Origin of the sequence: Brevundimonas sp. M20 (genome assembly GCF_006547065.1) — a bacterium.
Classification (GTDB): Bacteria; Pseudomonadota; Alphaproteobacteria; order Caulobacterales; family Caulobacteraceae; genus Brevundimonas.
In genome coordinates this window covers 963592-983550 of sequence record NZ_CP041243.1, presented here as the reverse complement: position 1 = coordinate 983550, position 19959 = coordinate 963592, and the positions used below count along the sequence as shown (strand labels likewise).

Here is a 19959-nt window from a genome sequence, read left to right as displayed (position 1 = left end):
GGGTCTGCGCTGACGCGACACGGCAAAGGCGGCGTGACAGAACCAGTCGGTCCGCCTAAGCCTCCGCCCATGGCCTACAAATCGCTGCGCGACTTCATCGAAATCCTCGAAGCCGAGGGCGAGCTCGTTCGGGTAAGCGAGCCGGTCTCCACTCATCTCGAGATGACCGAGATTCAGACCCGGCTGCTGCGCAACGGCGGCCCGGCGGTGATCTTTGAAAAGCCGGTCATGCCGGACGGCACGATCAGCCCCATCCCCTGCCTCGCCAATCTGTTCGGGACGGTGAAGCGGGTCGCCATGGGGGTGACGCTGGAGAAGAAGCAACGCACCACCGCCGCCGAACTGCGCGAGGTCGGCGAACTGCTGGCCTTCCTTCGCAACCCGACCCCGCCGCGCGGTTTCGGCGACGCGATGGAGATGCTGCCGCTGGCCCAGACCGTCATGGCCATGCGCCCCAGGACGGTGAAGACCGCGCCCGTGCAGCAGGTGGTGCTGAAGGGCGACCAGATCGACCTGACCTCGCTGCCGATCCAGGGCTGCTGGCCCGGCGAGCCCGCGCCGCTGATCACCTGGGGTCTGGTCGTCACCAAGGGGCCGTCCGACGCCCGCGAGGACGACTTCAACCTCGGCATCTACCGCATGCAGGTGCTGGGCAAGGACAAGGCGATCATGCGCTGGCTGGCCCACCGCGGCGGCGCCCAGCACTACGCCCGTCACAAGAAGACCGGCTCGCGCGAGCCCCTGCCCGCGGCCATCGTGCTCGGCGCCGATCCGGGCACCATCCTCGCCGCCGTGACCCCGGTGCCGGACACCCTGTCGGAGTATCAGTTCGCCGGCCTGCTGCGCGGCGCCAAGGCCGAGCTGGTACCCTGCAAAACCGTGCCGCTGATGGTCCCGGCCCAGGCCGAGATCGTGCTGGAAGGCCATGTCCTGCTGGACGAGCACCACGCCGAGGGACCCTACGGCGACCACACCGGCTACTACAACTCGGTCGAGACCTTCCCGGTCTTCCAGGTCACCGCCATCACCATGCGGAAGGACCCGATCTACCTCACCACCTTCACCGGCCGCCCGCCGGATGAGCCCTCGGTGCTGGGGGAAGCGCTGAACGAGGTCTTCATCCCCCTGCTGCGTCAGCAGTTCCCGGAGATCACCGACTTCTGGCTGCCGCCCGAGGGCTGCAGCTATCGCATCGCCGTGGTGTCGATGAAGAAGGCCTATCCCGGCCACGCCAAGCGCGTGATGCTGGGCGTGTGGAGCTACCTGCGCCAGTTCATGTACACCAAGTGGGTGATCGTCGTGGACGACGACATCAACGCCCGCGACTGGAAGGACGTCATGTGGGCCATCTCGACCAAGATGGACCCGGCGCGGGACATCACCCTGATCGAGAACACCCCGATCGACTATCTCGACTTCGCCAGCCCGGAGAGCGGGCTGGGCTCGAAGATCGGTCTGGACGCCACCGACAAGTGGGAGCCGGAGACCAAGCGCGAGTGGGGTGAGGAAATCCGCATGGAGACCGAGGTCATCGACCGCGTCTCAGACATGTGGGACCGCCTCGGCCTGCCCGGCGACAAGACGCCGATCTGGAGGTAGTCGCGCCCGTTGTGTTCCCGGCGCCGCTGTTCACGATGCAGTGCAACATCTGTGTCAGAAAAACGCTTCCCAAATGACAGTCTTGTAATCTAACGTCCGGGCTTCGCTTGGACACGGAGCCCCTCATGCGCGCACTCATCGCCGTTCTCGCCGTCGCCACCGCCATGCCGGTGATCAGCATTCCGACCATTTCCGACGCGCAGGTCCTGACCGGTCGCAATTCGGCCCGCGGCGCCTCGCGTCCGCGTCGCGTGCAGCCGCCGCGCCTCACCCCCGCTGAACAACAGCAGCTTTGGGACGCCCAGGACACCGTCGCCGACCTGAACGCCCAGATCGAAGCGATCCAGGAGCAGGGCGCCGCCGCCGGTGGTCTCAGCGCCGCCCAACGCGCCGAGATCGCCGGGCACACCACCCGTCGCAACGAGGCCCAGGCCACCGTCGACCGCCTGGTCGCCAAGCGCGGCGCCTGACGCCGCAAGGCCCATCCGGCTTTCAACAGCCGGCGTCGCCCCTGCTCCGGGAGCGGCGCCGGCTGTTTGCGTTTGCGGGGGCGGACAGGGTGACGGACGGCGCCCCAAGGCATAGGTTGCCCGGAACAAGGGTGGGGCCATGAGCGCGTTCGAGTTCTTCTTCAGCTTCTACGGCCTTCTGCTGGGCCTGTGCGTCGCCGAACTCGTCGGCGGTTTCGCCCGCGTGCTGCATGAGAAGGAGCGTGTTCGCTTCGGCTGGTTGACCCCCGTGCTGGCGGCCTTCGTCGCGCTGGATGTCGTCACTTTCTGGAACCAGGCCTGGGTGATCTTCCGCGGCGCGCCGTTCAATTCGGCCTTGCTGATCGTCGGGCTGATCATCGCCTCCACCTTCTATGTCGCCGCCAGCGTGACCTTCCCCCGCCTGACGGCCGAGGGCCAACACGGCCGGATAGATCTCGACCAGCATTTCTGGAAGCACCGCAGGCTGGTGTTCGGCTGCATCATGACAGCCAACCTCTGCGTCGGCCTGCTGTTCCTCGGACTGATGAGCGTCAACACGGGCTTCGCCGCCCTGTCCACCGTCCGCCTGTGGGTGGGCTTCGGCATATTCTTCAGCACCACCGCCGTCGCGGCGTTCGCGCCGTGGCGCCCCGTCGTCATCGCCGCCCTTCTGATCGTGCTCGCCTACAGCCTGTGGAGCGCGTCTCAGGCCGCGATCCACCTGATGGCCTCGGGCGCCTGGTCGCCCGCGCTCGGGGTCACCGGTTAAGCCTGACCCGCTTGCGGCAACCCGTCATTTGGTCGAGGAAGGGCGCCATGCGCACGCCCCTTCTGATCGCAGCCGCCCTCCTGTTCGCGAGTCCCGCCATGGCCCAGTCTGTTTCCAACACAGCGCCGTGGGATCAGCCCTTCCTGCCCCCGGCTCCGGAATGGAACGGCGCCAGCCGCGACCTGCTGCGCGACGCCTCCGACCCGTGGGTCACCGCGTTCGAGGCTGATCCCGACCACGACTTCAGCCCCGATTATGCTGACACCCGCGCGTGGTTCGACCGGCTGGACGCCGCCTCGGACCTGATCCGCATTGAACAGTTCGGCGTCTCGCCCGAGGGCCGCCCGATCTACGCCGTCATCGCCTCGAAGGACGGCGCGACCTTCGATCCGTCCAAGTCGGTGCTGCTGGCGCAGGCGGGCATCCACCCCGGCGAGATCGACGGCAAGGACGCGGGCATGATGCTGCTGCGCGACATCGCCTTCTACGGCAAGGATGACCTGCTGGACCGGGTCAACCTGATCCTGATCCCGATCCTGTCCGTCGACGGGCACGAGCGCGCGAGCGCCTACAGCCGCCCGAACCAGCGCGGGCCCCGTATTCAGGGCTGGCGCAACACGGCGACCAACCAGAACCTCAACCGCGACTACCTGAAGCTGGACCAGCCCGAGATGCGGGCGGTGCGCGGCCTGATCGTGAAGTACCGGCCCGACCTCTACGTCGACATCCACGTCACCGACGGCATGGATTACCAGTACGACGTCACCTACGGCTACAATGGCGAGAACGGCCTGTATTCCCGCTCGCCCGCCACGGCCCGCTGGCTGGACGACGCCTTCAAGCCCGCGATCAATGCGGCGCTCGAGGCCCGCGGCCACATCCCCGGCGAACTGGTGTTCGGCATCGACGACCAGAACCCGCGCGCGGGCCTGAACGACGGCGGGCTGGGCGAGCGGTTCTCCAACGGCTGGGGCTCGGCGGCTCACGTCCCGACCATCCTGATCGAGAACCACAGCCTCAAGCCGCACGAACAGCGCGTTCTGGGAACCTATGTCTTCCTTGAGCGCACCCTGAAACTGCTGGCCACCGAGGGGGCGGGCCTGCGCACCGCCATCGCCGCCGACAGCGCCCTGCGTCCCGCCGAGATACCGGCCAACTTCGCGTCTGACGAACAGCCGTCCTCGACGCGCGCCTTCAAGGGCATCACCTACGAGACTTACGACAGCCCCGCCTCGGGCCGCCGGGAGATCCGCTGGCTGGGCCAACCGGACCCGCAGGTCTGGCAGATGCCCTTCTACGCCTCGCACCCGACGCTGACCCTGCGCCGGCCCGAGGCCTACTGGGTGCCGTCCTATCGCACCGACATCATCGAACGCCTGCGCATCCACGGCGTGACCATGGAGACCCTGACCGCTCCGCGCACCGTGCCCGTCGAGATGCTGCGCCTGAACGATCCGCGCCTCGCCACGCGCGCCAACGAGGGCCACGTCCAGACGACCGTGACGCAGGTCACGCCGCTCCAGCGCGACTGGACCTTCCCGGCCGGCTCGGTCCGCGTGCCGACCGACCAGCCGCTGGGCGACATCGTCGTTCTGCTGCTGGAACCGCAGTCGTCCGAAAGCTTCTTCGCCTGGGGCATGTTCCCCGAGGTCCTCAGCCGTGTGGAATACATCGAAGGCTACGCCATCGCCCCGCTGGCCGAGCGCATGATGGCCGCCGATCCGGCGTTGAAGGCCGAGTTCGAGGCCAAGCTGGCCGCCGAGCCCGACTTCGCCGCCAACGGCGACGCCCGCCTGCAGTGGTTCTACGAGCGCACGCCGTTCTATGATGATCACTACCGGCTCTATCCGGTCGCGCGCGAAAACTGACCATATTCCCGGGGAGGGACACCATGAGCATCGAACAGGCCCTGGCCTTTCATACCGAGGCGTTCCGCGCCGTCGCCCTCTGGACCGGCCTGTCTCTGCTGTTCATCCTGTGGCTGTCGATGCGGATCAGCGCCGGACGGCGCAAGTTGAAGGTCTCGGTCGGCGACGGCGGCCACCCTGCCCTGACCGCCTCCACCCGCGCCTTCGGCAACGCCATTGAGTATGTCCCGCTGGCGTTGGTCGCCCTTGCCGTGGTCGCGGTCTTCTACAGCGCGGCCATCGTTCACGCCGTGGGCGGCGCCTTTTTCATCGGCCGAGTCCTGCACGCCTGGGGCATGGGTCAGGAGAAGCAGCCCGCCGTCGGCCGGATGCTCGGCATGATCCTGACCTATCTGACCTTCATCGGCTCTGCGGGCCTGCTGATCTTCGCCGCCGTCTTCTGACGGCGGTTGCGCGCGGACGGAGGCCCGGCCATATCGGGGCATGACCTCCCCGCGTGACGCCGCCGCCTCCGACATCCTGCCCGATCTGATCGCCGCCGCCCTCAAGGCCGGCGCGGACGCCGCCGAGGCGGTGACCTCCGAACGCGCCTCCCTCTCCATCGGCGTGCGCAACGGCGCGCTGGAGGATGTGGAACGCGAGGAAAGCCGCGATCTCGGCCTGCGCGTCTTCATCGGCAAGCGTCAGGCCACCGTCTCGGCCTCGGACCTGTCGGACAAGACCCGCGCCCGTCTGGTCGAACGCGCGGTCGCCATGGCCCGCCTCGCCCCGGAAGACCCCTGGGCCGGTCTCGCGCCGCAGGATCGTCTGGCCAAGGGCCCCTTCCCCGATCTCGACCTTCATGACCCGACCGAGCGCAGCGCCGCCGAGCTGGAGGCCGCCGCCGCCGCCGCCGAGGCCGCCGCCCTGTCCGTGGAAGGTGTCGCCAAGTCCGAGGGCGGTCATGCCGCCACCTCGTCCAGCCGCTGGCGTCTGGTCACCTCGCACGGCTTCGACGGCGCCTATCAGGGCTCGGCCTTCTCGCTGGGCGTCGGCGTCATCGCCGAGAAGGACGGCGCCATGGAACGCGGCGGCGAGCACCGCGCCGTGCGCCACCTCTCCGACCTGCCCTCCGCCGAAGCCATCGGCGCCTATGCGGGCAAGCGCGCCGTCGAACGCACCGGCCCGCGCAAGATCGCCTCGACCACCGCACCGGTGATCTTCGAGAACCGCATCGCCACCCAGGTCCTGTCGCCCCTGCTGGGCGCCATCTCCGGCGCATCAATCGCCCGCGGCACCTCCTTCCTGAAGGACAGGCTCGGCCAGGCTGTTCTGCCGAAGGGCGTAAACCTGATCGACGATCCCTTCCGTCCGCGCGGCCTCGGCTCCACCCCGTTCGATGACGAAGGCGTCGCGGTCTGGAAGCAATCCATCGTCGAGGACGGCGTTCTGACCACCTGGCTGATGAACAGCTCCAGCGCGGCCCAGTTGGGTCTCGCCTCGACCGGGCACGCCTCGCGCGGCCTCGCCGGTCCTCCCGGCGTCTCAACGCACAACCTGCACCTCGAAGCCGGCGAGCAGGACCTGAATGGTCTGATGGGCGCCGCCGGGACCGGCCTGCTGATCACCTCCATGTTCGGCCCCTCGCTGAACGGCAACACGGGCGATTGGTCCGCCGGGGTCTCGGGTTTCTGGTTCGAGAACGGTGAGCGCGCCTATCCGGTCAGTGAAGTCACGGTCGCGGGCAATCTGAAGGATTTGTGGGCCCGTCTGATCCCCGCCTCGGACCTTGAGTTCCGGGGCGGCTTCAACAGCCCGTCCCTGCTGTTCGACGCGGTGGCCATCGCGGGCAAATGACGGATTACGCGGACGATCTCGAACTCATCCGCGAGGCGGTCCTCGCCGCCGGCGAACTGGCCCTGTCCGAGCGCGAGGCCGGTCTGAAGATCTGGTCCAAGTCCGGCGGCTCGCCCGTCACCTCCGCCGATCTGGCGGTGGACGCCTTGCTGCGCGACCGGCTGCTGGCCGCCCGGCCCGACTACGGCTGGCTGTCCGAGGAAACCGCCGACACCGCCGAGCGTCTGACGAAGCGGCGCATCTTCGTGGTCGACCCCATCGACGGCACCGTTGCCTACATGAAGGACAAGCCGTGGTGGTGTATCCCTATCGCCGTGGTCGAGGACGGCCGCCCGGTCGCGGCCGTCATTCATGCGCCGATGCTGAACGAGACCTTCGTCGCCACACTCGGCGGCGGGGCCAGCCTGAATGAGCACGCGATCACCCCGTCCGACACCACCGATCTGGATGACGCCTCGGTGCTGGCCGACGCCCGGTTGATGGAGGGCCCGCTGTGGCCCGAGCCCTGGCCGCCCATGCGCTATGAGAAGCGCAACGCCCTCGCCTACCGCATGGCCCTGGTCGCCGCGGGCGCCTTCGACGCCGCCATCGCTCTGACGCCGAAATGGGACTGGGACGTCTGCGCCGGCGCCCTGATCGCCGAGGAGTCCGGCGCCAAGGTCAGCGACCACCACGGTCTTCCGTGGCGGTTCAACCAGCCCGATCCGCGACAAACCAGCCTGATCTGCGCCGCTCCGGGCCTCCACCCGTTGATCCTGAAGCGCACAGGGCCTATTCCGCTCGCGCCCCGCTGATCCGTCTCTTCAGGTGATCTCAACCTGCTCGTGGGACGGTGACACCCCTGACTGCCCTCCCCCCGGGAACGAGAACATGACCACGAACGCCGATCCGGCCCAACTTCTTCACATCGTCATCGGCGGCGAGCTGCGCCATCTGGACGCGCCCGTCTTCCGCGATGTCAGCCAGATCGAGTTCGTCGGCGCCTTCCCCAACTATGAGGAAGCGCGCAAGGCTTGGAAGGCCAAGGCCCAGGCTTCGGTCGACAATGCCCACATGCGCTACTTCATCCTGCACGCCCACCGCCTGATCGACCCGCGCGGCGACGCGGCGGAACACTAAGCCGGGGCAGGCATTGTGCCTGCCTCAGGAACCGGAGACCGCGCCATGACCCTGTTTGGCCGCACCCTCGGCGTCGAGGAGATCAGCATGCTGGTCTTCCTGCTGATGTCTCTGGCGATCTGGGTCATGGCCCTGCGCAATGAAATGGCCTGGACCCGCTGGTTCCGGAACTGGGAAGCCCGGCGCAAGGCTCGCCGCGAGGCCGAACTGGCGCAGGAGCGCGGATCCAATCCCACCTCGCCGGACGGCCCGCGCGGCCCTTGGGGCTGATCGGAGGGCTGAGCCCTACTCCCGCTTCAGCAGTTTTTCCGTCAGCAGGGTGCCCCACCACTGCCCCTTGAACTCGGCTCGTATCGCCTTCGGATCATAGGCCGGGCTGTCGACCCAATCGAGGAAGCTGACGCCCGTCGGCTCCACCTCCTTCAGATACTTCTCCAGCGTATAGTCCAGCACCCCCGTCAGCCCCTCGCGGTGGTGCAGGTATTTCTTCGACAGCTGGCCGATGGCCTCGCTGATCGGCTCGCCCAGATGGAAGTGGCGATAGAAGACCGCCATCATCCCCGCCCGGTCCGCGCCCGACTTGCAGTGGATCAGCACCGGATATTCGATCGTCTCGAACAGCCGCTTCGCCCGGTGGATGCGATCCGTCTGCGGCGGATCGCGGCTGTCCAGCGGCGCGTCGATCAGGGTCAGGCCCAGCCGCTCGCACGCATCCTTCTCCAGCGCATAATAGGCCTCATCCCGCGCCCCGCGCAGGTTGATGACCGTCTTGATCCCCTGCGATTTCCAGTAGGCCAGCTGTCGCGGTGACGGCTGGTTCGTCCGCACCAGATCCGGCCCCAGCCAGTGGGCGTTCATGAACCACCGCCGCAGGAAGGCGTGGTCCTTCCAGACATAGTCCCAGCGCGCCTTGAAGCGGCCGGCGCGGGTGGAGAGATCGTAGGACGACATGAGTGTGGAGATAGAGGGTCTGGAGCCAATCGTCATCTGGCGGTTTGAGTCTACGCTACCGACCACAGGAGAGCCGCCATGAAAGCTGTCACCCTTGTCGCCACGGCCCTTCTGATCGTGGGTTGCCGGCCCGGCGCCGGGACGGGGACGCCGACCGAGGCAAGCTCCGCAGCTGACCTGCAGCGCCCCGCGCCTGCCGCAACGCCCGCACCGGGCGCCGACCCGGCTCTCACGGCGTTTCTGCAAGAGCGGACGGCCGATGCGATGGCGCCGCTCGGGTACGTCGCGCGCGAGGTGGGCGAAGGCGAGCAGGCCCTGACACTGGTCTATCTGGTCGGACCGGAATTCTGCGGCAGCGGAGGCTGCAAACTGCTGATCCTGCGCAAGACCGGCGGAACCTATGCGGTGCTGGGCGACACGTCGGTCACTCGCGCCCCTGTCCGGGTGCTTTCAACCCGAACAAACGGCTTGCCAGACATCGGTGTGCGTGTCGGCGGCGGCGGACTCATCAACGGCTATGAAGCCCGGCTCAAGTTCGACGGTTCACGCTATCCTTCCAATCCCACCGTCGCGCCCGCCGAACGCATCGAGGGCGCGGAAGGCGTTATTCTGATCACCGACGAGGACGCCCGGACATCACTCAAGTCATAGGCGGCTTGACTTCCTTCCCCCGTCGTCCGACCTCGGTGCGATGACGACGCCCGCCCCCGCCGACGATGAGAAGGAAGCCCTGCGCCCGCTGCTGGGGCGTATCTGGCGGGACTATCTTTCGCACCACCGGACGCCGCTGTTCCTGTCCATCGCCTGCGCCGCCGTGGTCGGCGTCATGGCCGCGACCGTGCTGCAACTGCTGCAACCCGCCATCGACGGCCTGTTCCTGGGCAAGCCGGTCACCATCTGGCGCGTCATCACCATTCAGCCCGAGCATGCCCTGATCGGCATTCCCGCCATCATCGTCGGGGCCGGGGTGATCTGGACCATCGCGGCGCTGGGTCAGGCGGCGCTGGTCAACCGGTTGGGCCACGGCATCGTCGGCGACATTCAGGTCAAGCTGTTCGGCTCGATGATCCGCGCCGATCTGGCCCGCCTGCGCAGCCAGCATTCGGGCGGATTCGTCGCCTCGGTCCTGTTCGACGCCAATCTGGTGCGCGAGGCCTTCACCAACGGCGTGGTCAACTACACCCAGCACAGCCTGACCCTGATCGCGGTCATCGCCTACATGGCGTGGTCGGACTGGAAGCTGACCCTGATCGTCCTGCTGGGCGCGCCCCTGATCGCTTACGTCCTTCAACGCTTCGGCAAGCGGATGCGCAAGGCCACCACCGGCGCCATGGTCGAGACCGGCAACCTGTCGACCGCCCTGATGGAGAACCTCGACGGCGTCCGCCTGATCAAGATCGAGAACCGGGAGGCGGCCGAGGAAGCCCGCGTCGGCGAGGTCGTCGCCCGCCGCCAGCGTCACGTCATCAAGTCCGCCGACAGCCGCGCCTTCGCCGGTCCCTTCTCCAATCTGGTCGCCATGATCGTGGTCGCCGCCGTCATGGCCTATGCGGGCTGGCAGGCGCGTCAGGGCCAGATGAGCGTCGGCGCCTTCGCCGCCTACATCGGCCTGCTGATGTCGGCGGGCCAGTCGCTGCGTCAGGTCACCAACCTCCAGACCGTGATGACCGAGGGCCTGACCGCCGCGCGTCGTCTGTTCGGCTCGCTCGACATCCAGCCGGAAATCCGCGAGGCGCCCGACGCCGCCGACCTGCCCGCCGGGCCGGTCACCGTGGCGCTGGACCACGTCAGCTTCGCCTACGCCCCGGCGGCCGAGGGCGGCGCCCCGACCCTGTCGGACGTCTCCCTGACCGTGAAGCCGGGCGAGACTATCGCCCTCGTCGGACCGTCCGGCGGCGGCAAGTCGACCATCCTCAGCCTGCTGCCCCGCTTCTACGACGTCACCGCCGGCGCCGTGACCCTGAACGGTCGGGACATCCGCGAGCTGAAGCTGCACGACCTGCGCAGCCGCATCGCGCTGGTGACGCAGGAGCCCTTCCTGTTCGACGACACCATCGCCGCCAACATCGCCTATGGCCGCCCCGGCGCCACCCAGGCCGAGATCGAGGCCGCCGCCGCCAGCGCCGCCGCCCACGATTTCATCACCGCCCTGCCCGAGGGCTACCAGACCCGCGCGGGCGAAGCGGGCCTGCGCCTGTCCGGCGGCCAGCGTCAGCGCATCGCCATCGCCCGCGCCTTCGTGAAGGACGCGCCGATCCTCCTGCTGGACGAGGCCACCAGCGCCCTCGACACCGAGAGCGAGACCCTCGTTCAGGCCGCGCTGGAGCGTCTGATGGAGGGCCGCGCCACCCTGATGATCGCCCACCGGCTGTCCACGGTCCGCAACGCCGACCGCATCTATGTGATCGAGGCGGGCAAGGTGGTCGAACAGGGCTCCCATTCGGCCCTCGTGAAGAAAGGCGGCCTCTACGCCCGTCTGGCCAAACAACAGTCCCTCGACGGTGATCCGGTCGAGGTGGTGTCGTGAGTGTCCCGTCGAACATCTCCCCTTCCCCTCGAGGGGGAAGGGGCCGGGGGATGGGGTGGCGGCACACTGTCACGGAGTATGGCGCGCGAGGCGACGGAGCCTTTAAGGCTCGTCTTGCAATGACCTGCCCCCACCCCACCCAACCCTCCCGCTCGAGGGGAGGGCTTTCATGAGGCCCCTGCGCATTCCTTTCATCCAGAACACCTTGGCGTGGGTGCTCGCCGCATGGATGCGCTTCTGCTTCGCCACCATCCGCTGGACCCATCAGAACGAGGGCGCGGCCGAAGCCGTGTGGAAACAGGGCGGCGGCGTGCTGGCCGTCTTCTGGCACTCGCGCATCGGCCTCAGCCCCGCCTGCTGGCCGCTGGATCGCGCCACCCCGGCCAAGGCCCTGATCTCGCTCAGCGCGGATGGAGAGTTCATCGCCAAGGCCGTCGCCCGTCAGGGCTTCCCCGCCGTGCGCGGCTCCTCGACCAACAAGGACAAGGCCAAGGCGGCCAAGGGCGGAACACAGGCCCTCCGCGACGGGCTGAAGCAGCTGAAGGTCGGCGGTCTGGCCATCACCCCTGACGGCCCGCGCGGCCCCGTCCGCCAGATGGCCGAGGGCCTGCCCATGCTGGCGAAGATTTCGGGCGCCCCCGCCCTGTTCATCGGCCTGAGCTGCAATCCGGCCATCCGTCTGAACAGCTGGGACAAGGCGGTCCTGCCCCTGCCCTTCGGCAAGGGGGCCATTGTCTGGGACGCGGCTGACTATCCCGAAGGCGCCGAAATGGCCGACGTCGTCGCCGCCTGGACCGAGCGTCTCAATGCGGTGGAGGCCGAGGCCGACGCCATCACCGGCCTGAAGCGGGTCTGACCTTGAGCCCCGCCCTGATCCTCTACCGGCTCCTGACCCGGATGCTGGAGCCTCTGGCCCCCCGCCTGCTCGACGGTCGGGCGAAGAAGGGCAAGGAAGACCCCGTTCGCGTCGATGAACGGCTGGGGATCACCCGCGTCCCGCGCCCGGACGGAGAGGTCGTCTGGCTGCACGGCGTCAGCGTCGGCGAGACGCTCTCCCTGCTGCCCGTGGTCGAGCGGCTGCGCGCCGTCCGCCCGGACCTGAACATCCTCGTCACCTCCGGTACGCTGACGTCCGCCAACCTGCTGGCCCGCCGCCTGCCCGAGGGCGTGATCCACCAGTTTGCTCCCGTCGACGCCCCCGGCGCCGTCGACGCCTTCCTGACGAAATGGAAGCCTGTCGTCGGAATCTTCGTCGAAAGCGAGCTGTGGCCGAACCTGATCCTGGAGTCGCGTCGTCGCGGGGTGAAGCTGGTGTTGGCCAGCGCCCGCATCACCGAAAAGACCGTCGCCGGCTGGCGGCGCTTCCCCGGCGCGGCGCGTGAAATCCTGTCGGCCTTCGACGTGGTCCTGCCGCAGGACGGCGTGTCCGCCGACCGGCTGGAAAGCCTCGGCGCCCGGATCGACGGCCATGTGAACCTGAAGCTGGCGGGCGAGGCCCCGCCGCATGACGGCGCGGCCTTCACCAGGCTCAGCGCCGCCATCGGCGACCGGCCCGTGGTCGTGGCCGCCAGCACCCACGACGGCGAGGAAATCGCCATCGTCCGCGCGCTGGACAAGCTGACCGACCGCCTCTGCCTGATCCTGATCCCCCGCCACCCGGAACGCAGCGCCGCCATCGCCGCCGCCCTGACCCGGGACGGCTACCGCTTCGCCCTGCGCTCCCAGGGCCGTCAGCCGGACAACGACACCGACCTCTACGTCGCCGACACCCTTGGCGAGATGGGTCTGTTTCTGCGACTGGCCGACGTCGTCGTCATGGGCGGCAGCTTCTCGGCGGCGCTGGAGAAGCCCCCGGTCGGCGGTCACAACCCGCTGGAGCCCGCGCGTCTGGGCAAGCCCGCCATCACCGGGCCGGACATGACCAACTGGGCCGCTGTCACAGAGGCGTTGGTCGAGGCGGGCGGTCTCCAGATCGTCGCCGCCCCGTGGGACCTGCCGGGCGCTCTCACGCCCCTGCTGGCCGATGACAAGGCCGCCCGCGCCATGGGCGAACGCGGCCGCCGGGCCGCCGCCGAGGCCGGCTCGGGTCTGGAGCGGCTCATCGACAGCCTGCATCCCCTGCTGCCGCCCGCGCCCCGGAAACGCCGATGAGCCTCAGCACCCCCAGATGGTGGTACCTGCGCGACCGCAAGCACGCGGCCATGACGCGGATGCTGCTCAAACCCGTCTCGTGGATCTGGGCAGGCGTCACGGCCAACCGGATCGCGAAGGCGACGCCGGTTGATCCCGGCGTGCCGATCATCTCCATCGGCAATCTGACCGTGGGCGGATCGGGCAAGACGCCCATCGCGCGCGAGGTCCTGCGTCTGCTGCGCGCCTCCGGCGTCGACGCCCAGGCCCTGTCGCGCGGCTACGGCGGCAAGCTGGAAGGCCCCGTCCGTGTCGACCTGACCACCCACACCGCCGCCGATGTGGGTGACGAACCCCTGATGCTGGCGCTGGACAGCCCGGCGTGGATTTCCCGTGACCGTGTGGCCGGAGCGAAGGCCGCCGCCGCCTCTGGCGCGCAGGCGCTGGTGCTGGACGACGGTCATCAGAATCCGGCCCTGAAGAAGACCCTCAGCCTGATCGTCGTGGACGGCGAGACGCGCGATGAAGAATGGCCCTTCGGCGACGGCTCCGTCTTCCCCTCCGGCCCCATGCGCGAACCGCTGAAGGCCGGTCTGGCCCGCGCCGACGCCGTGGTCATCCTGATGCCGTCCGATCTGGCCGAGCCTGATCCGGAACTGGTGGAGACCTTCGGCGCCCTGCCCGTCTTCATCGCCCGGCTGGAGCCCGCCGGTCCGCCTCCCTCCGGCCCGCTGCTCGGTTTTGCCGGCATCGCCAAGCCGTGGAAGGTCGAACGCTCGCTGAAGGCCGCGGGCGGCGAACTGGCCGACTTCGCCCCCTTCCCGGATCACGCCGCCTTCAAGGAGGAAGACCTGCGCTTCCTCGCCGACCGGGCGGAAACCTTCGGCGCCACCCTCGTCACCACCGAAAAGGACTGGTCCCGCCTGCCCCCCGAATGGCGCGCGCGCGTGGTCAGTTGGCCGGTCAAGGCGACCTTCGAGGACGAGACGGGGTTCCAGTCCTTGCTCGGTTCCCTCTGATCACGAGAGTTTTATCGCAGCGCACAATTTGCGTGATCTGATCGCGCAAAGCCGCCGCAGTTAGGGGAACGTCGTTCCCCCGCAAGGAGAAACCACCCTCGTCGTGGGGCTTTGAGCGGCAAGGCTTGAGGCCTCATGTGTGACCGTCCGCGACCGCCCCGGCGCCCGATTTCCCGATCCGTCCCCGGATCCCCCGACCTGTCCACCACCGGACGCCAAGGCTGAGGTTGCCATTCCTGTCCGCTTTGAAACAAACTGTCGCTTCCTGTGAAACGTGCGAGGGGCGTCGCATGCGGCTGGCAAGACGTGGATTCATTCTGGGCGGCGCTGCTCTCCTTTCGGGCTGCGCCTCGGCGGCGGCGACCCGGCCGACGGCTGCCCTCCTGCCCCAGACCTCCGCGCAGCTCGCGCAGGTCCCGGCGCCCCAGATCGTCGTCGGCGCCGCGGAGCCCGAGGCCATCACGGCACAGCTGAACTCCACCCGTCTGCTCGATCCGCGCGGTCAGGTTCGCCCCGAACTTATGGAACGCGCCCTGGCCGCCATGGACATCCACGGCCACAAGATCACCAGGCGCGACCGCATGTATCTGGTCGACTTCACCAAATTCTCGGGCGACGAGCGCCTGTATGAGGTCGATCTCGAGGGCGGCGCCGTCACCCTGATGCGCACCTGCCATGGCCGCGGCTCAGACCCGGACCACTCCGGCTACGCCCGGACCTTCTCCAACACCCCGGAAAGCTACAAGTCCTCGGTCGGCGCCTTCGCCACCGCCGGCGCCGGCTGGGGCGCCCAGCAGGGCCCGAACGTCCTGCTGGACGGGCTGGAGTACACTAACAACAACGCCCGCGAGCGCGCCATCATCGTCCACGGCGCCGACTACGCCGATCCGGACTTCCTGGCCCGCGAGGGCAAGCTGGGCCGCAGCTACGGCTGCTTCTCGGTCGCCCACACCGACCTGCCCCGCCTGCGTGAGCGCATGGGCGACGGCCGCCTGCTGTTCGCCTGGGCCTGACAGCAAAAGGCCGGGTCGGACATCGTCCAACCCGGCCCTTCACTTCGCTTCAGTCCGTAGTGGGACTTCAAAACTCCTCCCAGCCGTCCTCGGCCGGGTGAGACTGCGGCGCCGCACCGCCGTGTCCAACGGTCCGCATCTGCGGGACCGGCGCGTGACGCGCGGGGGCCGGGCGAGCGGCCGGAGCGCGTGACGGGGCCTGCGGTCCGCCGATCTTGAACTGTGACACGGACCCGGCCAGCACCTCGGCCTCCTGCGACAACGAATGGCTGGCGGCGGTCGATTCCTCGACCATCGCAGCATTTTGCTGAGTCACCTGATCCATCTGGTTCACGGCCGTGTTGACCTGTTGCAGACCCGTGGCCTGCTCCAGCGCCGAGGCGGCGATCTCGGACACCAGTCCGTCAATCTCGGCCACTCGGCTGACGATCCTTTGCAGGGCCTCGCCGGTCTGGCCGACCAGATTGACGCCCGCATTCACCTGCTGGGTCGAGGCCGAGATCAGCGTCTTGATCTCCTTGGCCGCGTCCGCCGACCGCTGGGCCAGAGCCCGGACTTCCGAGGCCACCACCGCGAAACCACGCCCGGCGTCGCCCGCCCGCGCCGCCTCAACGCCTGCGTTAAGGGCCAGCAGATTGGTCTGGAACGCGATTTCGTCGATCACGCCGATGATCTGGCTGATCTCCTGCGAGGACTTTTCAATCGCGCCCATCGCGCCGACCGCGTCGCGCACGACATTGCCGCTGGTCTCGGCGTCATCCTTCGCCGCCTGCACGGTCTGCGAGGCCTGACGGGCGCCGGCGGCGGTGCGGTTCACCGTGGCGGTGATCTCGTCCAGCGCGGCGGCGGTCTCCTCCAGCGAGGCGGCCTGCTGTTCAGTACGGCGCGACAGGTCGTCCGCCGCGATGCTGATCTCGCCAGAGCCCGAACGGATCGCCGAGACATTGGTCACCACCGCCGACATGGCCGTCTTCAACTGGGCGATGGCGGCATTGAAGTCGTTCTGCAGCTTCGCGTAGTGCGGCGGGAAGGTCTGGGTCAGGCTGTAGGTCAGGTCGCCCCGCATCAGGTGGTCCAGGCCTTCGCCCAGAGCCGCCACGACCACCGCCTGTTCGCGCGCGGCGGCTTCGGTCATCTGCTGGTTCTTCGCCCGCTCCGCCTCGGTGGCGCTGCGGTTGGCGACGGCCTCGGCCTCCAGACGATCCGCGGTGATCGCGGCCTCGCGGAAGACCTCCAGCGCCGCGGCCATCTGGCCCACTTCATCACGACGTTGCAGGCCCGGAATGTCCGAGGTCTTGTCCCCGGCGGCCAACGCCCGCATCCGCGTCGACAGGGCCACGACCGGGCGCGAGACGGAACGGCCGATCAGCACGCCGCCCACACCCATGGCCGCGATCACCAGCAGCGCCATAGCGCCCAGTCCCAGCGCCGCCTTGGCCACCAGACCGATGATCTCGTCGGTATAGACGCCCGAGCCGATCACCCAGCCCCACGGCGCGAAGCCCTTCACGAACGAAATCTTCGGCGAGGCCTGATCTTCGCCGGGCTTGTTCCACTGATACGAGACAAAGCCCTCGCCGTCGGCGCGGACCACCTCGACCATCTTCTGGAACATCCGCACGCCGTCGGCGTCGGTGTTGGCGCTGATGTCCGTGCCGTCCAGTTTCGGATTGGTCGGGTGCATCACCATGTTGGGATGCATGTCGTTGATCCAGAAATAGTCCTCGCCGCCATAGCGAAGGCTCTTCAGGGTGGCCTTGGCGGCCTCCTGGGCCTGGGCCTCGGTCATCAACCCGGCGGTCTGCTGGGCATGATAGTGAGCCACCACGCTGTGGGCGACCTCCACCGTCTTGCGGGTTCGGTCCGCGACCTCGCCGCGCAGCGTGCTGTTCAGCTGCATCAACGACAGCCCCAGCACGATCAAAAGCCCCGCCACAGCGAGCAGGGTCAGCAGGCTGATGCGTTTGCCGATCGTCAGGGCTTTCATGGGGCGATCCGGGGCAGAGAAAGGGGGAGACATCCCAAATGCCATCGCTCTCTGAAAACCTGACTAATCAGCGGTTAGGCATAAGTCCGTATAGCTACGCTGCTTATGATGCTCGCGTGGAGGGAGGCGGCTCTTGTTCAGGGTGCCGCGCGGAGTGCCGGATCGTGAGGATGCGAACCTCTTCATCGGCGATCTCGTAGCGGATGATATAAGGCCGAACCGTCACCAACTCTCGCACGCTCCCTCGCACAATGCGTCCGCGATCGGCGTGTTCGGTCAGGTTTCCTGCAGCTTCAATCAAACGCTCGGCCAGCTTCCGGGCCCCGGACACGTTGAAGGCTCGCACATAGTCACGAATGGCGAGCAGCTCTGACCGAGCACCCGGCGACCAGACTACTCGCCGCATTCGGGTGGCGGCGATGGCGTTTCATCGCCCCAGGTCAGAAGCCACCGGATCATCGCCTCATTGCTGATGAACCGCCCGGCCGCGACATCCGCCATGGCTTGCCGCTCGCGCGCGTCTTGAACAAGCGCGTCCTCGGCGTCGAAGCCTGGCGGCTCTTCGGCGAACTGTTTGTCGGCCTCGTCCATGCCCAAAGGCTAACACACCGGCCAGACCGCCGCACCTGCCCTCAATCTGGACGCGCAAAGCCTCAGCTCGCGCCTACTCCCGCTCCAGCGCCCGCCAGGCGATGTCAGTGCGGTAGAAACCGCCCGGCCAGTCGATTTTCCTGATCGCGGAATAGGCCCGCTCGCGGGCCTCGGCGATGTCCGCGCCACGGGCGCAGATGTTCAGCACCCGACCGCCGGCGGCGACCAGCTGGCCGTCCTCACGGCGCTTGGTGCCCGCGTGGAAGACCTGCACGTTCGGGCCGAAATCCTGTTCGGCGCCGCGGATGATCGAGCCCTCGACCGGGCTGTCCGGATAGCCCTGCGCGGCCATGACCACGCAGATCACGGTCTCTGACAGAAACTCCGGCAGCGTCGCCCGGCTCAGGTCGCCCCGCGCACAGGCCAGCAGCATCGGCACGATGTCGCCGCCCAGACGCATCATCAGCACCTGACACTCCGGATCACCGAAGCGGGCGTTGAACTCCACGACCTTGGGGCCGTCGGCGGTCGACATCAGCCCGGCGTACAGGACGCCGCGATAGGGCATGCCCTCGGCGGCCATGCCGTCGATCACCGGCTTCACCACCTGGCGCTCGGCGGCCTCGACCAACTCGGGGGTGAACACCGGCGCGGGCGAATAGCTACCCATCCCGCCGGTGTTGGGGCCCAGATCGCCATCGTAGGCGCGCTTGTGATCCTGCGCCCCGCCCAGCAGGACATAGTTGCGGCCGTCCGAGAGGGCGAACAGCGAGCCTTCCTCACCGTCCATGAACTCTTCGATCACCACACGGGCGCCGGCCTGGCCGAAGCGGCCGCCCAGCATCCATTCGATCTCGCGCTCGGCCTCGCGCTTGGTGGGCGAGATGGCCACGCCCTTCCCCGCCGCCAGCCCGTCCGCCTTGATCACATACGGCGGCTTGAACACGGTCAGCGCCTGCCGCGCCTCGTGCAGCCGCTCATAGACGCCGAAACCGGCGGTCGGGATTTCGTGTCGTTCCATGAAGGCCTTGGAAAAGGCCTTGGAGGTTTCCAGCTGCGCCGCCTTGGCGCTCGGGCCGAAGCAGGGGATGCCCGCGGCGGCCAGCCGATCGGCCAGTCCCTGCTCCAGAGCGGTCTCGGGGCCGACGACCACCAGATCGGCGCGAATCTCGCGCGCCACCGCCGCCAGTTGTTCCGCGTCCGTCGCCTTGACCGCCACCAGCTCGCCCAGCGTCTCCATTCCCGGATTGCCCGGCGCGATGACGAGACGCTTCACGAGCGGCGACTGGGCGATTTTCCACGCCAGGGCGTGCTCGCGCCCACCCGATCCGACCAGCAGGATGTTCATGACAGCGCAACTACCGCACCTGCGAAGACGGTCAAGTCGTCAGGACGGTTAAAGCGCGTCAACGCGCGGGCGGCGGGGTCCATTCCGGCAGGGCCGCCAGCTGCGCCGCGCCCAGATCCGTGGTCAGATCGGTGAACTTGCCGTCATCATGTGCAATGCCCCTGACCTGGCTGACAGGCAACGACACCTTGCGGTCGCCCGCCCCTTCCAGTTCGATGATCACGTGGGTCAGCATGCCGTTGGCGTCCAGAACGAGGCTCTCGACGTCGCCGAGATCGGTATAGGCGGACGACACCAGATCAGCGTCCTCGAGTTGCTGGCGGGTCATGCCGAACGCCGGCGCGACGGCGTCCTGAACGGCCTCCGCCCTTTGTTCGGTCACGGTGGCGGGGGCGGCGCCCGGCGCGGGGGCCTGCACGACATCGTCAGTGGTGTCGGAACAGGCGCCGACGGCGAACAGGCTGGCGGCGGCGGCCGCGACGAGAGTGGTCCGGATCATCAGGGACTCCTTGGTCAGATCAGGGCGAAGACGATGTAGGCCACCCCGCCCAGCATCAGCAGTCCGCCGATCACCAGCCACAGGCCGGCCTCCGGCGAGCCGGTCCGGCGGCTCAGTTCGCGCTCGCCGGGGTCCTGATCAATAGGGTCTGTGTTGGGCGGGTCAGCGGCCATGTCTGAGCAAACGACCCACACCTGAACGATGTTCCCCTTGGCGCAAGGTCAAGCTTCACT

Annotated in this window: 22 protein-coding genes; 15 read left to right on the top strand and 7 right to left on the bottom strand. The window is 68.2% G+C overall.

All coding sequences use genetic code 11. The annotated features are described in order from the left end of the window. Window positions 1–69 precede the first annotated feature (69 nt). From FKQ52_RS04730 to FKQ52_RS04690, 9 genes are all read left to right on the top strand, one after another. Window positions 70–1599 (top strand): UbiD family decarboxylase, encoded by a 1530-nt coding sequence (locus FKQ52_RS04730; RefSeq protein ID WP_141626117.1) that lies wholly within the window; start codon window positions 70–72, stop codon window positions 1597–1599. 125 nt (window positions 1600–1724) lie between these two features. Further along, entirely contained in the window at window positions 1725–2069 is a 345-nt protein-coding gene (locus FKQ52_RS04725) for a hypothetical protein (RefSeq protein WP_141626116.1), read from the top strand. Between the two features lie 139 nt (window positions 2070–2208). After that, complete coding sequence (locus FKQ52_RS04720; protein ID WP_141626115.1) at window positions 2209–2838, top strand: hypothetical protein; 630 nt, start codon at window positions 2209–2211, stop codon at window positions 2836–2838. Between the two features lie 47 nt (window positions 2839–2885). Further along, window positions 2886–4706 carry a M14 family metallopeptidase gene (locus FKQ52_RS04715; RefSeq protein ID WP_141626114.1) on the top strand — a complete coding sequence of 607 codons (1821 nt, stop codon included), beginning with the start codon at window positions 2886–2888 and terminating at the stop codon, window positions 4704–4706. 23 nt (window positions 4707–4729) lie between these two features. Continuing rightward, window positions 4730–5149, top strand: coding sequence for an MAPEG family protein (locus FKQ52_RS04710; protein ID WP_141626113.1), 420 nt, complete (start codon window positions 4730–4732; stop codon window positions 5147–5149). Between the two features lie 40 nt (window positions 5150–5189). Further along, window positions 5190–6542: a TldD/PmbA family protein gene (locus FKQ52_RS04705; RefSeq protein WP_141626112.1), complete on the top strand. Its 1353-nt coding sequence runs from the start codon at window positions 5190–5192 to the stop codon at window positions 6540–6542. After that, window positions 6539–7336 carry a 3'(2'),5'-bisphosphate nucleotidase CysQ gene (locus FKQ52_RS04700; protein ID WP_141626111.1) on the top strand — a complete coding sequence of 266 codons (798 nt, stop codon included), beginning with the start codon at window positions 6539–6541 and terminating at the stop codon, window positions 7334–7336. The genes FKQ52_RS04705 and FKQ52_RS04700 overlap by 4 nt, the downstream gene beginning before the upstream one ends. A 76-nt stretch (window positions 7337–7412) precedes the next feature. Continuing rightward, window positions 7413–7661, top strand: coding sequence for a DUF4170 domain-containing protein (locus FKQ52_RS04695; protein WP_141626110.1), 249 nt, complete (start codon window positions 7413–7415; stop codon window positions 7659–7661). Window positions 7662–7706: 45 nt separating this feature from the next. Next, a complete protein-coding gene (locus FKQ52_RS04690; protein ID WP_141626109.1) occupies window positions 7707–7931 on the top strand; it encodes a hypothetical protein in 225 nt (74 codons plus the stop codon). Window positions 7932–7946: 15 nt separating this feature from the next. Here the strand turns inward: FKQ52_RS04690 and FKQ52_RS04685 are convergent, their stop codons facing one another. Continuing rightward, window positions 7947–8612 carry a beta-lactamase hydrolase domain-containing protein gene (locus FKQ52_RS04685; protein ID WP_141626108.1) on the bottom strand — a complete coding sequence of 222 codons (666 nt, stop codon included), beginning with the start codon at window positions 8610–8612 and terminating at the stop codon, window positions 7947–7949. A 78-nt stretch (window positions 8613–8690) separates the two neighbouring features. Here FKQ52_RS04685 and FKQ52_RS04680 point away from each other — a divergent pair, with 78 nt between their 5' ends. The 6 genes from FKQ52_RS04680 (at window position 8691) to FKQ52_RS04655 (ending at window position 15301) form a co-directional block, all read left to right on the top strand. After that, window positions 8691–9263: a hypothetical protein gene (locus tag FKQ52_RS04680; RefSeq protein ID WP_141626107.1), complete on the top strand. Its 573-nt coding sequence runs from the start codon at window positions 8691–8693 to the stop codon at window positions 9261–9263. Window positions 9264–9303: 40 nt separating this feature from the next. After that, window positions 9304–11139, top strand: coding sequence for an ABC transporter ATP-binding protein (locus tag FKQ52_RS04675; RefSeq protein ID WP_141626106.1), 1836 nt, complete (start codon window positions 9304–9306; stop codon window positions 11137–11139). A 169-nt stretch (window positions 11140–11308) separates the two neighbouring features. Next, window positions 11309–11995 (top strand): lysophospholipid acyltransferase family protein, encoded by a 687-nt coding sequence (locus FKQ52_RS04670; RefSeq protein WP_141626105.1) that lies wholly within the window; start codon window positions 11309–11311, stop codon window positions 11993–11995. A gap of 2 nt (window positions 11996–11997) precedes the next feature. Continuing rightward, on the top strand, window positions 11998–13290 hold the full coding sequence (locus FKQ52_RS04665) for a 3-deoxy-D-manno-octulosonic acid transferase (RefSeq protein WP_141626104.1): 1293 nt from the start codon (window positions 11998–12000) through the stop codon (window positions 13288–13290). Further along, on the top strand, window positions 13287–14288 hold the full coding sequence (gene lpxK / locus FKQ52_RS04660) for a tetraacyldisaccharide 4'-kinase (RefSeq protein ID WP_141626103.1): 1002 nt from the start codon (window positions 13287–13289) through the stop codon (window positions 14286–14288). Before FKQ52_RS04665 ends, lpxK begins: the two co-directional genes overlap by 4 nt. A 290-nt stretch (window positions 14289–14578) precedes the next feature. Beyond that, window positions 14579–15301 (top strand): murein L,D-transpeptidase catalytic domain family protein, encoded by a 723-nt coding sequence (locus FKQ52_RS04655; RefSeq protein WP_141626102.1) that lies wholly within the window; start codon window positions 14579–14581, stop codon window positions 15299–15301. Between the two features lie 67 nt (window positions 15302–15368). On the opposite strand, the gene FKQ52_RS04650 is transcribed toward FKQ52_RS04655, so the two are convergent. The 6 genes from FKQ52_RS04650 to FKQ52_RS16380 all read right to left on the bottom strand — a co-directional run bounded on the left by FKQ52_RS04650 (window position 15369) and on the right by FKQ52_RS16380 (window position 19899). Then, window positions 15369–17288, bottom strand: coding sequence for a methyl-accepting chemotaxis protein (locus FKQ52_RS04650; protein ID WP_141626101.1), 1920 nt, complete (start codon window positions 17286–17288; stop codon window positions 15369–15371). Window positions 17289–17391: 103 nt separating this feature from the next. Next, the gene (locus FKQ52_RS04645; protein WP_141626100.1) at window positions 17392–17694 is read right to left on the bottom strand and encodes a type II toxin-antitoxin system RelE/ParE family toxin; all 303 of its coding nucleotides are present in this window, start codon (window positions 17692–17694) and stop codon (window positions 17392–17394) included. Next, complete coding sequence (locus FKQ52_RS04640; RefSeq protein WP_205750857.1) at window positions 17682–17879, bottom strand: CopG family transcriptional regulator; 198 nt, start codon at window positions 17877–17879, stop codon at window positions 17682–17684. Before FKQ52_RS04640 ends, FKQ52_RS04645 begins: the two co-directional genes overlap by 13 nt. 73 nt (window positions 17880–17952) lie before the next feature. Then, the gene (gene purD / locus FKQ52_RS04635; protein ID WP_141626099.1) at window positions 17953–19227 is read right to left on the bottom strand and encodes a phosphoribosylamine--glycine ligase; all 1275 of its coding nucleotides are present in this window, start codon (window positions 19225–19227) and stop codon (window positions 17953–17955) included. Window positions 19228–19285: 58 nt separating this feature from the next. After that, complete coding sequence (locus FKQ52_RS04630; protein ID WP_141626098.1) at window positions 19286–19726, bottom strand: hypothetical protein; 441 nt, start codon at window positions 19724–19726, stop codon at window positions 19286–19288. A 14-nt stretch (window positions 19727–19740) separates the two neighbouring features. Next, on the bottom strand, window positions 19741–19899 hold the full coding sequence (locus FKQ52_RS16380; RefSeq protein ID WP_168196792.1) for a hypothetical protein: 159 nt from the start codon (window positions 19897–19899) through the stop codon (window positions 19741–19743). Between the last annotated feature and the right edge of the window lie 60 nt (window positions 19900–19959).

Coding starts and splice junctions, on each gene's coding strand:
- purD (WP_141626099.1), bottom strand. CDS start 19,227: ATGAACATCCTGCTGGTCGGATCGGGTGGGCGCGAGCACGCCCTGGCG.
- FKQ52_RS04670 (WP_141626105.1), top strand. CDS start 11,309: ATGAGGCCCCTGCGCATTCCTTTCATCCAGAACACCTTGGCGTGGGTG.
- FKQ52_RS04630 (WP_141626098.1), bottom strand. CDS start 19,726: ATGATCCGGACCACTCTCGTCGCGGCCGCCGCCGCCAGCCTGTTCGCC.
- lpxK (WP_141626103.1), top strand. CDS start 13,287: ATGAGCCTCAGCACCCCCAGATGGTGGTACCTGCGCGACCGCAAGCAC.
- FKQ52_RS04710 (WP_141626113.1), top strand. CDS start 4,730: ATGAGCATCGAACAGGCCCTGGCCTTTCATACCGAGGCGTTCCGCGCC.
- FKQ52_RS04700 (WP_141626111.1), top strand. CDS start 6,539: ATGACGGATTACGCGGACGATCTCGAACTCATCCGCGAGGCGGTCCTC.
- FKQ52_RS04685 (WP_141626108.1), bottom strand. CDS start 8,612: ATGTCGTCCTACGATCTCTCCACCCGCGCCGGCCGCTTCAAGGCGCGC.
- FKQ52_RS04705 (WP_141626112.1), top strand. CDS start 5,190: ATGACCTCCCCGCGTGACGCCGCCGCCTCCGACATCCTGCCCGATCTG.
- FKQ52_RS04690 (WP_141626109.1), top strand. CDS start 7,707: ATGACCCTGTTTGGCCGCACCCTCGGCGTCGAGGAGATCAGCATGCTG.
- FKQ52_RS04680 (WP_141626107.1), top strand. CDS start 8,691: ATGAAAGCTGTCACCCTTGTCGCCACGGCCCTTCTGATCGTGGGTTGC.
- FKQ52_RS04725 (WP_141626116.1), top strand. CDS start 1,725: ATGCGCGCACTCATCGCCGTTCTCGCCGTCGCCACCGCCATGCCGGTG.
- FKQ52_RS04640 (WP_205750857.1), bottom strand. CDS start 17,879: ATGGACGAGGCCGACAAACAGTTCGCCGAAGAGCCGCCAGGCTTCGAC.
- FKQ52_RS04645 (WP_141626100.1), bottom strand. CDS start 17,694: ATGCGGCGAGTAGTCTGGTCGCCGGGTGCTCGGTCAGAGCTGCTCGCC.
- FKQ52_RS04720 (WP_141626115.1), top strand. CDS start 2,209: ATGAGCGCGTTCGAGTTCTTCTTCAGCTTCTACGGCCTTCTGCTGGGC.
- FKQ52_RS04675 (WP_141626106.1), top strand. CDS start 9,304: ATGACGACGCCCGCCCCCGCCGACGATGAGAAGGAAGCCCTGCGCCCG.
- FKQ52_RS04695 (WP_141626110.1), top strand. CDS start 7,413: ATGACCACGAACGCCGATCCGGCCCAACTTCTTCACATCGTCATCGGC.
- FKQ52_RS04655 (WP_141626102.1), top strand. CDS start 14,579: ATGCGGCTGGCAAGACGTGGATTCATTCTGGGCGGCGCTGCTCTCCTT.
- FKQ52_RS16380 (WP_168196792.1), bottom strand. CDS start 19,899: ATGGCCGCTGACCCGCCCAACACAGACCCTATTGATCAGGACCCCGGC.
- FKQ52_RS04650 (WP_141626101.1), bottom strand. CDS start 17,288: ATGAAAGCCCTGACGATCGGCAAACGCATCAGCCTGCTGACCCTGCTC.
- FKQ52_RS04715 (WP_141626114.1), top strand. CDS start 2,886: ATGCGCACGCCCCTTCTGATCGCAGCCGCCCTCCTGTTCGCGAGTCCC.
- FKQ52_RS04730 (WP_141626117.1), top strand. CDS start 70: ATGGCCTACAAATCGCTGCGCGACTTCATCGAAATCCTCGAAGCCGAG.